This window comes from Roseburia sp. AF15-21, assembly GCF_003479505.1.
In the GTDB taxonomy this organism is placed as follows: domain Bacteria; phylum Bacillota; class Clostridia; order Lachnospirales; family Lachnospiraceae; genus Roseburia_C; species Roseburia_C amylophila.
Genome location: NZ_QUHG01000003.1, coordinates 226,267 through 240,032 on the forward strand (window position 1 = coordinate 226,267; position 13,766 = coordinate 240,032).

At 41.1% G+C, this 13,766-nt stretch carries 9 protein-coding genes; all 9 read left to right on the plus strand.

All coding sequences use genetic code 11. The features are described 5' to 3' along the window. The first annotated feature begins 38 nt into the window (after positions 1-38). Positions 39-3,248 carry an N-acetylmuramoyl-L-alanine amidase family protein gene (locus DWW33_RS06280; protein ID WP_118639089.1) on the plus strand — a complete coding sequence of 1,070 codons (3,210 nt, stop codon included), beginning with the start codon at positions 39-41 and terminating at the stop codon, positions 3,246-3,248. Between the two features lie 104 nt (positions 3,249-3,352). Further along, a complete protein-coding gene (locus DWW33_RS06285) occupies positions 3,353-5,791 on the plus strand; it encodes a glycosyltransferase family 2 protein (RefSeq protein WP_243088560.1) in 2,439 nt (812 codons plus the stop codon). A 55-nt stretch (positions 5,792-5,846) separates the two neighbouring features. Next, complete coding sequence (gene rffA, locus DWW33_RS06290) at positions 5,847-6,980, plus strand: dTDP-4-amino-4,6-dideoxygalactose transaminase (protein ID WP_118639090.1); 1,134 nt, start codon at positions 5,847-5,849, stop codon at positions 6,978-6,980. Positions 6,981-7,016: 36 nt separating this feature from the next. Next, positions 7,017-8,033 (plus strand): NAD-dependent epimerase/dehydratase family protein, encoded by a 1,017-nt coding sequence (locus tag DWW33_RS06295; protein WP_117840468.1) that lies wholly within the window; start codon positions 7,017-7,019, stop codon positions 8,031-8,033. 19 nt (positions 8,034-8,052) lie between these two features. Continuing rightward, positions 8,053-9,198, plus strand: coding sequence for an ATP-grasp domain-containing protein (locus tag DWW33_RS06300; RefSeq protein ID WP_117840470.1), 1,146 nt, complete (start codon positions 8,053-8,055; stop codon positions 9,196-9,198). After that, positions 9,195-9,551, plus strand: a complete 357-nt coding sequence (locus DWW33_RS06305; RefSeq protein ID WP_022244461.1) for a hypothetical protein — start codon at positions 9,195-9,197, stop codon at positions 9,549-9,551. The genes DWW33_RS06300 and DWW33_RS06305 overlap by 4 nt, the downstream gene beginning before the upstream one ends. A 4-nt stretch (positions 9,552-9,555) precedes the next feature. Next, positions 9,556-9,888, plus strand: coding sequence for an EamA family transporter (locus DWW33_RS06310; protein WP_117840472.1), 333 nt, complete (start codon positions 9,556-9,558; stop codon positions 9,886-9,888). Between the two features lie 12 nt (positions 9,889-9,900). Beyond that, complete coding sequence (locus tag DWW33_RS06315) at positions 9,901-10,845, plus strand: glycosyltransferase family 2 protein (protein ID WP_117840474.1); 945 nt, start codon at positions 9,901-9,903, stop codon at positions 10,843-10,845. Further along, positions 10,826-13,762 (plus strand): YfhO family protein, encoded by a 2,937-nt coding sequence (locus tag DWW33_RS06320; RefSeq protein ID WP_158577461.1) that lies wholly within the window; start codon positions 10,826-10,828, stop codon positions 13,760-13,762. The genes DWW33_RS06315 and DWW33_RS06320 overlap by 20 nt, the downstream gene beginning before the upstream one ends. The last annotated feature ends 4 nt before the right edge of the window (positions 13,763-13,766 follow it).

The window sequence follows — 13,766 nt, forward strand, 5'->3', positions numbered from 1 at the left end:
AGAAACAAGTAGTAAAGCAGCAAAGGAGCAAAGACAAAATGAAAAAGAAATGGAGCAGAAAAGCAGCCCTTTTGCTGGCAGCAGTAACAATTCTTACCAGCCTGCCTACAGAATATTTGTATGCAGCACAAACGCAGGAAACACAGGATACTGTAACGCCAGAAGAGCAGAGCAATGAGGAAACAGTAGTAGACACAGCCCTTACCGGACAGGAGAGTGTTACAGACACTGAACAGGAAACGACAGAGACAGTAGAAGGAACAACCGCTACAGAAGAAACGACTGATGGAACAGAAACTGCCGGAAAGTCAGAAATAGAAACACAGAGTGCGGACGCACAAGATGCAGTGACAGCAGATGTATTGGCAGCAGAAGATTTACTGAATTATCTGGTATTAGATAATGCGTACATAGCAGTTGGCGGTACACAGAATGTAGTTGCCAATATTGGAAATGAAGATTTAGCTATTAGCGGTGGCAGATTACTGTATCATAGAGTATCTGATGGAGCAGCTTATGAGATGGCTGCTACAGAGACAGATGGAAACGGTCTCAGATTTTCAGAGACTTTTGCAGATGAGAGCCGTACCGGTGAATATGCACTGGATGCTATCATTTATGAGAAAGATGGTCAGGAATATCAGATTTGTTTATCTGATGCAGGAATGGATGTTAGGTTTGGTGTCAATACAGAAGTAGAGACCAATCCGGATGCAGAAGTAGTAGATGAAGCGACCACAGATGTAGATATGGATGTAGTAAGCTTTGATGAAAATGGCAATCAGACATCAGAAGATTCGATTGCAGATGCCATTACAACCCAGAAAGCAGAAACGGCAGAATCCGGAATAAGCACAGCACGTTATAATGGAAATGTGGTTGTTGTCTTAGACCCGGGGCACGATGGAACCCATGGCGGAAGTTCTGCAAATGGATTCGTGGAAGCACAGCTGAATCTGAAAATTGCACAGTATTGTAAAGCGGAACTGGAAGAATACTATGGTGTGACTGTATATATGACGAGAGATTCTGCCTCCTGCCCGAATGGTGGGGGAAATAATAAATCCTGCCTCCAGCGGAGAGCTGATATAGCAAGAGATATGGGAGCAAATCTTTTTGTCTCTCTACATAATAATTATTCCAGTGCATCCAGTGCATCCGGTGCAGAAATCTGGTATCCAAACCAGAATTATAACCCATGGACCAGTCAGGTAGGTGGCTCGGCTGCATCTAAGATTTTAGAGCAGTTGACCAGTCTTGGCTTACATAATAGAGGGACACAGATAAGAAATGCAAATGAGGATAAATATCCGGATGGTTCAGCAGCAGATTATTATGCAGTAATCAGACACTGTAAGGAATATGGTATCCCTGGAATTATTGTAGAGCATGCTTTTATGTCTAATTCTTCAGATGCTGCTAACTTCCTTTCCAATGATGAAGGATTAAAAAAACTTGGTGTGGCAGACGCAACCGGAATTGCACAGTATTATGGCTTAAAGAAGGAGACACCGGCAGATTATTCAGCCGTATTTGATGCTGCATATTATGCAGACCGCTATCCTGATTTAAAGGCAGCATATGGCGGTGATGAAAGTGCGCTATTGCAGCATTTTATACAGTATGGTATGGCAGAAGGACGCCAGGGAAGTTCCCAGTTTGATGTATATTCATATAAGAATCTGTACCCTGATCTGAGGGCAGCATTTGGAAATAATTTAAAGAGTTATTATATGCACTATATTAGTAGTGGAAAGGCAGAAGGAAGAAAAGCTACAGGTGTAAATACATTACAAAATCCGATAACGACGTACAATGGAATAGATTATTCAGCCGTATATGATTATAATTATTATCTGAAAAAGTATAGTGATTTGGCGAAGATATATACGAATGATGATATAGGCTTACTTGCTCATTTTGTGAATTGTGGAATGGGTGAAGGACGCCAGGCAAAAGATAGCTTTGATGTTTCCTCTTATCGAAATCAATACCAGGATTTGAGAATAGCATTTGGAAATAATTTAAAAAGCTATTATATGCACTATATTAGTAATGGTAAAGCAGAAGGAAGAAAGGCAACCGGAGTAAGTAAATTGCAGAATCCGGTTACGGTATATCAGGGAGTAGATTACTCTGCGGTATATAATTACAGCTACTATTTGAAAAAATACAAGGATTTGGCGAAAATATATACCAATGATGATGTAGGACTTTTGGCACATTTCGTAGTCAGTGGTATGACAGAAGGCCGTCAGGGTAAAGACAGCTTTGATGTAATCTCTTACCGGAATCAGTATCAGGATTTAAGACTGGCATTTGGCAAAGATTTAAGAAGCTATTATGTTCATTATATGAATAGTGGCAAAAAAGAAGGACGAATCGCAACCGGTGTAAAAACATTGCAGAATCCGGTAACAACCTACAATGGAACAAATTATTCAGCAGTATATGATTACAGCTATTACAACAGCAAATACAGTGATTTGAAATCTGCTTTCAAGGGAGATGACATTGACCTTTTAGCACATTTTGTAAATAATGGAATGTCAGAAGGACGTCAGGCAAGCAAGAAGTTTAACGTTCAGGTATATAAGAATAATTATACGGATTTGCAGCAGGCATTTGGCAATGATTTGAAACTGTATTATATGCATTATATTCAGAATGGTAAGGCAGAGGGCAGAATTGCAGAATCACAGATATATCATTCTGTAATAACAAAGTCAACTACAACTGTAAATCAGATGGTAAATTACTATAATGCAAAGGCTTCTTATCCAGCCTATTATGCAGCGACAGATGCACCGGATATAAGAACTTTCTGTCAGATTTATTATGATGAAGCAACGAAAGAGGGCGTTGACCCGGCTCTGGCATTTACACAGTCAATGAAGGAGACCGGTTTCTTAAAATTTACCGGACAGGTAAAAATTGAACAGTTTAATTTCGCAGGAATGGGTGTAACAGATGCAAGTACCAACGGGGATTCCTATCAGAATGTGAGAGAGGGAATCCGGGCACATGTGCAACATCTGAAAGCGTATGCAGTAAAGAATCCAGCTTTTGCAAATCCAGTTGTAGATAAACGTTACAGTTCCTGGTTTGCAGCAAACCGCTCTGGTACAGCTCCATACATCGAATGGCTTGGTATATCAGAAAATCCATCTGGATTTGGCTGGGCTACAGAAAAAGGATATGGTTATAGTATTTTAAATGATTATATGAATCAGTTATACAAGTATTAAAAGAATAGAAAAGGCATAGAAGCCGGGTGGTCATTATTTGACCATCCGGCTTATTTTTGGTACAATATAGAAAGCTATGATTTCTTTTAAGAACGGAGGCAGCTATGGCAGAACGTGACTTTGTTGCAGAATGTATCAGACTGCATGTACAGGATAAAAAACAATTGATAATTCGTGGATTTTTTCCGGAGGATAATCCGGAGAAAAGAACACTGAAAGTATATGTGAATCAGAAAGAAATGCCGATTTCCATTGTATGCACAGAGGGACCGGAGGTGCGGAGAAGATATCTTCACTATCGGATGAATGTGGGACAGGAAATTACCGCAAGCCTGCAGCTGCCGGAAGAAGCTGTGACTGACTTCAAGGTATGCAGCTGTCTTGGCACGGAAGAAACGGAAGTTTTTCATGCTAACAGAAAGCAGTTTGAAAAGCTGGTTCATCATCTGGACAGCAATCTTGAAATGGAACGTTTTGAGGAGAATCAGTTTATTCTGACCGGCTGGAGTGCTGCCGGAGAAGAGACGGCATGCAAGGTTATTGTAGATGGAACAGAAGTCTCTACAGAGGTTCACTGGAAATACCGGAAGGATGTAGTAGATGTAATCCCGGAGCTTTCTTCCGATGCAAAATGCGGCTTTGAGGTATATGTGCCGGATAAGGGTGGCAGCAAGCTGACTTTGGAATTAAGTGCCGATGGAAGAGAAAGCACTTATGTTGCAGCATTAGATAAAATAAGACACGGAGAAAACGGTCAGGATACCGCGAATATTTTTCAGAAGACTTTGCGCTACTGGAAGAATTATGGACTGAAAAATACTATAAAGAAGGTCTGCCAGAAGTTAAGTGGTCAGAGAGATTATGGAAATTACGAGGATTTTCTGAAAAAATATGGTGTGAAGGAAGAAGAACTGGCTCGACAGAGACAGGAAGTATTTGAAAATGGTCCAAGTTTCTCCATTGCAGTTCCGCTGTACCAGACAAAAGAAAAATATCTGCGGGAAATGATAGAATCGGTACAGGCACAGACTTATGCGAATTGGGAGCTTTGCCTTGCAGATGGAAGTGGCAGAGAGCACAGTCTTCAGCCTGTTGTCGGGGAATATATTGCAAAAGATAAGCGGATTAAATATTGCCTTTTAGACAGCAACGAGGGAATTGCCGGCAATACCAATGAAGCATTGAAAATGGCAGACGGTGATTTTGTTGTGCTGACAGACCATGATGATTTACTTTCTCCGGAAGCACTGTATCAGTGTGCAAAAGCGGTACAGAAGGAGCCACAGACAGATGTGATTTATTCGGACGAAGATAAAGTGGATATGAGTGGAAAGAAGTTTTTTGAGCCACATTTTAAATCCGATTATAATATTGATTTGTTGTGTACCATGAATTATATCTGTCATCTCTTTGTTGCTCGCAAAGATGTGATGGAACAGGCTGGGCTATTTGAAAGCTGTTATGATGGTGCACAGGATCATGATTTTATTTTACGCTGCACCGAGAAGGCAGAGCATATCGTGCATATTCCGAAGGTGCTGTATCATTGGCGGTGTCATGCACAGTCAACCTCCGAGAATCCGGAAAGCAAGTTATATGCCTTTGAGAATGGGTGCAAAGCGGTAAAAGCACATTATGACAGAACCGGAATTCCGGCAGAAGTGGAGCAGGGACCCTTCTATGGGATGTATCGTACCCATTATCTCTGGAAGGAGCAGCCGTTAGTATCTATTTTGATTCCAAATAAGGATCATGTTGCGGATTTAAAAAAATGTATGGATTCCATAGAAGAAAAATCCACATACCGGAATTTTGAATTTATCATTGTAGAGAATAACAGTACAGAAGAAGAGACCTTCGCTTATTATAAAGAGATTGAGAAAAGGGATAATGTCAGGGTCTTATATTACAAGGAAGATTTCAATTATTCAAGAATCAATAATTTTGGTGCAAAAGAGGCGAATGGGGAATATGTCCTGCTTCTGAATAATGATACAGAAATGATTGAGCCGGACAGTATCAAAGAAATGCTGGATGTATGCATGCGTCCGGACGTGGGAATTGTGGGAGCAAAGTTAATATTTGAAGATAATACCATCCAGCATGCCGGAGTCATCATTGGATTTGGCGGTGTTGCAGGACATGCCTTTATCGGACAGGACAGAGATGATAATGGATATTTTTCAAGAATTATAAGCGTTCAGGATTTGTCAGCAGTAACGGCAGCCTGTCTGATGGTAAGGCGAAGTGTATTTGATGAGGTAGAGGGCTTAAATGAAGAATTTAAGGTAGCCTTTAATGATATTGATTTTTGCCTGAAGGTAAGAAAAGCGGGCTATCTTGTAGTATATAATCCATATGCACAGTTTTATCATTATGAATCAAAGTCCAGAGGGCAGGAGGATTCCGCTGATAAGGTGGCGAGATTCCAGCAGGAGATAGGTTTATTTGGAGAACGATGGGGAGAACTTTTAGAACATGGAGATCCGTACTATAATCCAAATTTAACACTGGATAAAGCAGACTTTTCATTAAAGGAATAATAAAATGATAAAATAAAAGATAGTAGATACAATGAAACATAATGGAGGTTTGGAAATGATTAATTTCAACGAACCACCTTATATGGAAAAAAGCATGGACTATATCCGTAAGGCGGTAGAAAATAAGAAAATATGTGGGGATGGGGAATATACCAAGAAGTGCAATGCCTGGTTAGAAGAACATACAGGAACAAAAAAGGCATTGCTGACAACATCCTGTACCCATGCAACAGAGCTTGCGGCAATTCTGTCAGAAATCAAGCCGGGAGACGAAGTAATTATGCCGGCTTATACCTTTGTATCAACAGCAGATGCTTTTGTGTTGAGAGGGGCAAAGGTGGTATTTGTAGATATCCGGCCGGATACCATGAATATTGATGAAAAACTGATTGAACATGCAATTACGGATAAGACAAGAGCAATTGTTCCGGTACATTATGCCGGGGTATCCTGCGAAATGGATACTATTCTTGCAATTGCAAAGAAATATAATCTTCTGGTGATTGAGGATGCGGCCCAGGGTGTGATGGCTTCTTATAAGGGGAAAGCACTTGGAACCATGGGAGATTACGGATGCTACAGTTTCCATGAGACAAAGAATTACAGTATGGGAGAAGGCGGAGCACTTTTAATCCGGGATGAGAAAAATGTGGAAAATGCAGAGATTGTCCGGGAGAAGGGAACTAACCGCAGCAAATTCTTCCGGGGACAGATTGATAAGTATACCTGGGTAGAAGCAGGTTCTTCTTATCTGCCAAGTGAATTGAATGCAGCATATCTTTATGCACAGCTTGAAGCAGCGGATAAGATTAATGAAAAACGTCGGTCTATCTGGAACCGCTATTGGGATGGATTGGAAAAATTATCTGATGAGGGTAAAATTATCCGCCCAACGATACCGGAGGGCTGCGTACATAATGCACATATGTTTTATCTGAAAGCAAGGGATTTAGAGGAAAGAACAGCTTTAATCAGTTATTTAAAGGAACAGGGGGTACAGGCAGTATTTCATTATATTCCATTACATACAGCACCGGCAGGTCGGCGCTATGGTATGTTTGCAGGAGAAGACCGTTATACAACGAGGGAAAGCGAGAGGCTGGTCCGCCTGCCGTTATATTATAATCTGTCATTGGAACAGGCAGACTATGTGATAGATAAGGTTAATGCATTTTACAAAGAGAGATAAATGAAAATACAGGAAAGAGGACAGAGGGCAGAGTAAATGGTTATTGTTATTGGGGCAACAGGATTTATTGGAATGTATACCGTAGACCGCTTCTTGGAAGAAGGTTATGAGGTGCTGGCAACTGGAAGAAATGCAATCATGAAGCAGGAACTGGAAGCAAAAGGCGTTACCTGTGTGTCATTGGATATTTCGAAAAAAGAAGATTTTGATAAATTACCGACAGAAGGTGTAGAGGGTGTCATTTTACTGGCAGGTCTGCTTCCGGCAAATGCACCGGTGGATATCAGTGCAGATGAGAATGCCGCAGACTATATCCGCATTAATGTGGAAGGAACCGTTAATGTATTAGAGTATTGCCGGAAGAATGGCATTAAGAAAGTGATTTCCACCAGCAGCTATGCAGATGTAAGAAATGCATGGAAAAAAGGCGTTGCCTTAAAAGAGACAGAGCCGAGAGATTTTATGTATACCGGAGACCATGCGGTATATGTGATTTCCAAAAATGCAGCCAATGATGTGATGGAATATTATAATGAGCAGCATGGCATGCAGTGTGCATCTTTCCGCCTGCCACCGGTATACGGAGTAGGACCTCATTCTGAGATTTATGTGAATGGTAAATATTATAAGACCGGAATCCAGACCTTTATTGAGAATGCAGAAGCCGGAAAAGACATTGAAATCTGGGGTGACCCACAGATTTCCAGAGACATTATTTATGTAAAGGATGTTGCAAGAGCATTTGTGCTGGCATTACGCAGTGATAAGACCTATGGTCTTTATAATATGACATCCGGTACAGAACTAACTTTAGAGGAGCAGGTGCAGACCGTTATTGACGTATTTGGACCGGGTAAGGGATCTAAGATTGTCTATCGCCCGGATAAGCCAAATAATACACCATCCTTTTTGTTTGACATAACAAAGGCGAAGGAAGATTTCGGTTTCGTGCCGGAGTATCTTTCTTATCGTGCAATAATGGAAGATTATAAAAAAGAATTAGAAAGCGGAAGATGGGATAAGTTTATCGCAAGCCGCCGCAAGGAAAGTTAAGTGCCGGGAGGATGGCAATATGAAGAAAATTGTAATTATAGGAGCGAATTCTTTTCAGAATCCGCTCATTTTAAAGGCGAAAGAGATGGGATATGAGACACATGTATTTGCATGGAAAGATGGCTCTATCGGAGAACGGACAGCAGATTATTTTTATCCCATCAGCATTGTGGAAAAGGAAGCAATCTTAGAAGAATGCCGGAGGATTCAGCCGGATGCAGTTGCAACAATAGCATCTGATCTTGCCAATATTACCGTGCAGTATCTGGCAGAGCAGCTTGGATTACCACATAATTCTGACAACTGTATCTATATATCTACCAATAAATTTGCCATGCGGGAAGCTTTTTCGAAGCATGGTGTGCCTACACCGGGCTTTGTCAGTGTATGCGAAGGGGATGATTATGCGGCGGCTGTAGCAGATATGCAGTTTCCAATGATTGTAAAACCGACCGACCGTTCCGGAAGCCGCGGTATTATGAGGGTGGAGAGCCTTGAGGAGATTGCTCCGGCAGTGGAAGAGGCAGTGCGTAATTCCTTTGAAAAGAAGGCAATTATTGAAGAATATATCGAAGGCAATGAATATAGCTGTGAATGTATTTCTTATCAGGGCAGACATCATGTGCTGGCGGTGACAAAGAAATATACCACAGGATATCCTCATTTTATTGAGACCGGACATATGGAGCCACCGGAGCTTTCTGAAATCGAAATGAACCGGGTGAAGGAATTTATTCCGAAGGCACTTACTGCTCTTGAGATTGAAAATGGTGCTTCCCATTCGGAATTTAAACTGGATGCCGATGGCAATGTAAGAATCATTGAAATCGGTTCCCGTATGGGTGGCGACTGTATTGGCTCCCATCTGGTATATTTATCTTCCGGATATGACTTTGTCCGCATGGTAATTGAGACTGCTTTGGGACAGGAACCGGAACTGACACCGGAACATGAGCCGATGTGTGCGGGAATCCGCTTTGTGTTTACAAAGAAGGATCTGGATGTTTTGGAAGAGATTAAGAGCAAAAGTCCGGAACTGCTTCAGATGGTAAGTGAAATGGAACCGGTAGGGGAACATCAGGTAGTAGACAGTGGAAGCCGTTTTGGTTATTACATTCTGGCTGGAAAAAATCAGGCAGAGATTAAGGATTGGTTGGAACGATGAGTAAAGTAGAAGGAAAGAAAAAGTGGCTACTGCTGATTTTACTGCAGCTGGTAATTATGATATACACATTATCCGGTGTGGCAGCAAAGTTTGCAGCAGGATATGAGTTTTTATCCATGGGATTTATCCTGTGTTACGGAGTAGAAATCTGCATCCTTGGATTGTATGCCATTTTCTGGCAGCAGATTATCAAAAGGGTTGATTTGTCGGTAGCATATGCAAACCGGAGCATTGCGATTTTGTGGTCTATGATCTGGGCAGCACTGATTTTTGGAGAACATATTTCGGTACAGAATATTATTGGTGTCCTTCTGGTAATTGCCGGCACCATGATTGTGAATAAGGAGGGATAGAAGGATGATATACTGGCTTTTTCTTGTAGCGTCTGTTATTGTTGCCTCTTTTTCTCAGGTCTTATTAAAGAAAAGTGCAGCAAAGAAGTACGATAACGTGATTAAGGAATATCTGAATCCTTATGTAATTATCGGATACATGATGATGGTTGGAACAACGGTACTGACGATTTTAGCTTATCATGGCATTGAGTATAAGAATGGCCCGGTCATTGAATCATTGGGTTATATTCTGATTATGATTTTAAGCTTTTTCTTTTTTAAAGAGCCGATTACAAAGCGTAAAGTATTTGGAAATGCACTGATACTGCTTGGTATTATCGTGTTTTACCTATAGGAGGGTATGAAAATGGATATATCAGTTGTAGTTCCGGTCTATGGATGCCGGGCAGCACTGCATGAATTGCATAGACGTCTGGTGGAATCAGTCAGCACGATTACCGATGATTTTGAAATTATTCTGGTAAATGATGCCTGCCCGCAGAATTCATGGGAAGTAATCGAAGAAATATGTAAAGAAGACAGCCGTGTAAAGGGGATTGAATTATCCCGGAATTTCGGACAGATTATGGCAATAACTGCAGGTCTGGATGCTTCCAAAGGAGACTGGGTTGTCGTAATGGACTGCGATCTGCAGGACAGACCGGAGGAAATTCCGAATCTTTATCGCAAAGCACAGGAAGGGTACGATGTAGTCTTTGCAAGAAGAGCTCATAGAAAAGATTCTTTCTTAAAAGTGCTTGTCTCAAAGATGTTCTATAAGATTTATTCTTTTGCATCGGATGGACATTATGACCCGGCAATCTGTAATTTCAGTATCAGCAAACGGGTGGTAATCGATAATTACTGTAAGATGCGTGAGATGCACCGTGCCTTTGTAATTTATGTGAAATGGCTTGGATTTAAGCAGACTGCAATTGATGTGGAACACGACCAGCGTTTTGAGGGAAAATCCTCTTATAACATGAAGAAACGTTTTAAGATGGCGGGAGAGATTTTAACCTCCCAGTCGGATAAACTTTTGAAATTCACCATGGGCTTTGGATTTCTGATGTCCATCATTTCAGCACTGGTGATTATCGGACTGATTATCTATTATTTTACCGGACATGTGGCAGCAGGCTGGACCAGTATCGTGGCAACCAACTGTCTCATCGGAGGAATTATTATTATGGTAGTCGGTCTGGTAGGCATTTATGTAGGAAATATCTTTATGCAGTCAAAACAAAGACCCCTTTATGTGGTACGCCAGATGCTGAATGAGGAGAAGGAAGATGCAGATTCAAGTCGATAGGAAGAAATGGTTAAAAAATGCAGCAGTATTGCTTGCAGAACTGGTTCTGATTCTTACAGGGCTGGTTCTGGTGGGAACGGTTGGAACAAGAGGTTTTGACAATCTAAAGATATATACCACTATTTTTCCACAGTATCAGGATATGGATGAAGTGTTAGCCGGGGCCAACGACCTGATTCCATCGGAGGATGGAAATGGTTATGTGACCGGAGAAGATACTTATTTTGTGATTCCGGTGGATTCGGATAAGTTAATTGATCTTGAGATGAGCCGTATTGAGGGCGAGGGAATATTAGGAGAAATCTGGCAGTCGGAAAACGAGACCTTTGCAGAAGAATCGTCTCCGTATACCTTTGAACTGGGGCACAATCCGGTTCAGATAAAGAAAACAACAAAGTATATCCGGGTTAAGATTTCTTCCCAGCCGGGGTTACATTATAATCTTACAAATGTAAGCTATCGCAATCCTTTCAGTGTGTTTGCAAGAATGCATAAGAAGGAGATTGCAAAAGCGGGAGCAGCACTGTGGCTTCTTTGTATTTTACTGCATGGAATGGAGTTGATTCCGGCAGAGTATAAAAAGCTTCGCAAGTGGCTGACAGTTTTTGTCTTTCTTGGATTTGTAGGAATTACAGCACTGTATGTATTCTACGATTTTATTTTTGGAGAGCGGCTTTTTATCTATATGGATATGGGCGCAGATACGATGCAGCAGTATTATCCGTATTATCTAAACTGTGTGCGAAGAATTACGGAAGGAACATTTTCCATTTGGAATTGGGATTATGGACTGGGAACCAGTTTTATCAATAATATTTCACAGACCCTTGATCCCTTTGGGCTGTTTGTGATATTAGGCGGCGTGGTACTCGGTATCGGAAAAGTAAGACGGCTTTTGGTAATTGCGCAGATTTTAAAAATTATCATTTCAGCATTGCTGTGCCGCTATTTCTTAAAGCTGTTTCCGGTAAGTGAGAAAGCTGCTTGTATCGGCGGGTATCTCTATGCTTTTAACGGATATTTGATGCTCTGGGGACAGCATTACCTTTTGGGAACCATCTGTATCTATCTTCTTTTGATATTGATTTTTTTAGAGAAGCTGATTCAGAAATTTAAGATAAGATATGTGGCAGGGCTTGGAATTTCCGTTGCAGCATCGATTATCTACAGTTATTACAATACGTATATGGCACTGGTATTTGCGGCAATCTATTGTATACTGCGGCTCTTGAATCCAAATCTTGGAATGAATGTGAAGGAGTGCATCAAAAGAGGCTGCTGCATATTAGGAAGTGTTATATGTGGTGTGCTGACCGGTGCAGTGACGCTGCTTCCGGCGGCATCCTATCTGACCTCCAGTTCTTCCAGACTGGTTTCGGAGGCATCGGCACTGGCAAAATTCTTTGGCGGTTTGTTTTCGTCCTATACCATGGCACAGAATGCAGAGACAGCAGGCAGACTGATTTCGAATAACTTATATTATATCAACGATTATAGCTGCATTGATGGCTGGACTAATTATTATGAGATGCCAAATGTGTGCTTTACGATATTTATCTATTTCTTTTTGGGACAGCTTCTTGTACAGAGCATAAAGCGATGTAAGGATGTAAAGAAAATATGGTATGGCGTGTTGATAACTCTAGTCGGAATTTTATTAATCTTTAATCCGGGTGTTGCTATTGCATTCAATGGATTTGCTTATGCACAGACGAGATATACCTTTGTGCTTATGCCGATAGCAGCTTTACTGGTTGCTGTGGAGTGGGACAGACTTATGATAAAAAAAGAGTTCAGCTTCACCGGGCTGCTACTTGGATTGGTAGCCAGCATGTATGTAGTGATTGAAGCATATAACCGGGCATCGGATGAAGTGAAGAAATATGATGCAGTAATTCTTACCTTATTTGTTGCTTTTGCAATTATTTTACTTGCGGTGGGACTTTGGAAGAATCGTCAGGTTCAAAAGGTTGCGGGGAGTCTGTTTTTGGTATGTATTCTGTTATCCACCTGTCTGGAAAGCCATATGACCAATAATAACCGTTGGACAGCATATACCTGGACAGAAGCAATGGGATATGATGGTCATACCATGACAAATGATACGATAGATGCCCTGCAATATTTAAAAGAGCAGGATAAAGGCTTCTTCCGTGTGGATAAAGGATATGCAGCGGTATCTACCTATGGAGATTCCCAGGTCATGGGTTATTCTTCTGTAACAGATTATAACAGTACCATTAACCGGCATCTTGCAGATTTTTATAATATGTTATATACCAAAGTAAAGGTCTCCGATGCCCAGAGGATTTTTGAATACTCGGATGAATCGGAAGTCTATCCAATGAGCCTTATTAACTTAAAATATATTTTATCTATGGGAGAATTGGATTATTCCTGGTGTGAATATGTTGGTAGAACAGGCAGCGTTTATATTTACAGAAATAAGTATGCTGATTCTGCTGCGTCCTTCTATACCAATACGATTTCTAAGAGCGAATGCGAATCTATGGATGAGACAGGACGGAGGCTGCTTTTAAGGGATACCTTAATCGTACCGGATGGAGAGGATGTGCTGCATGATACCGAAACCGGAGAAGTGACACTGGGTTCATTTGTAGCAGATGGAAAATATTTTATCGGAACTATTTCGAATGAAAAGGAAGGCTTTCTGCTTCTTACAATTCCGGACCAGGATGGATGGGAAGTTTATGTTGACGGTAAGAAAACAGAGATTATCAATGGAGATTATGGTTTTCTGGCAGTGAAGCTTGCGGCGGGAAATCATGAAGTGAAGGCAGTCTATCATATCCCTTATATGAAACAGGGGGTAGTAGTAAGTATTCTTGGAGCATTATTGCTGACAGGTTATTGTCTGTGGCTGTATCACAGGGATAGAAAGAGAAAACAGGGGTAAGGAA

Coding starts and splice junctions, on each gene's coding strand:
- DWW33_RS06280 (WP_118639089.1), top strand. CDS start 39: ATGAAAAAGAAATGGAGCAGAAAAGCAGCCCTTTTGCTGGCAGCAGTA.
- DWW33_RS06285 (WP_243088560.1), top strand. CDS start 3,353: ATGGCAGAACGTGACTTTGTTGCAGAATGTATCAGACTGCATGTACAG.
- rffA (WP_118639090.1), top strand. CDS start 5,847: ATGATTAATTTCAACGAACCACCTTATATGGAAAAAAGCATGGACTAT.
- DWW33_RS06295 (WP_117840468.1), top strand. CDS start 7,017: ATGGTTATTGTTATTGGGGCAACAGGATTTATTGGAATGTATACCGTA.
- DWW33_RS06300 (WP_117840470.1), top strand. CDS start 8,053: ATGAAGAAAATTGTAATTATAGGAGCGAATTCTTTTCAGAATCCGCTC.
- DWW33_RS06305 (WP_022244461.1), top strand. CDS start 9,195: ATGAGTAAAGTAGAAGGAAAGAAAAAGTGGCTACTGCTGATTTTACTG.
- DWW33_RS06310 (WP_117840472.1), top strand. CDS start 9,556: ATGATATACTGGCTTTTTCTTGTAGCGTCTGTTATTGTTGCCTCTTTT.
- DWW33_RS06315 (WP_117840474.1), top strand. CDS start 9,901: ATGGATATATCAGTTGTAGTTCCGGTCTATGGATGCCGGGCAGCACTG.
- DWW33_RS06320 (WP_158577461.1), top strand. CDS start 10,826: ATGCAGATTCAAGTCGATAGGAAGAAATGGTTAAAAAATGCAGCAGTA.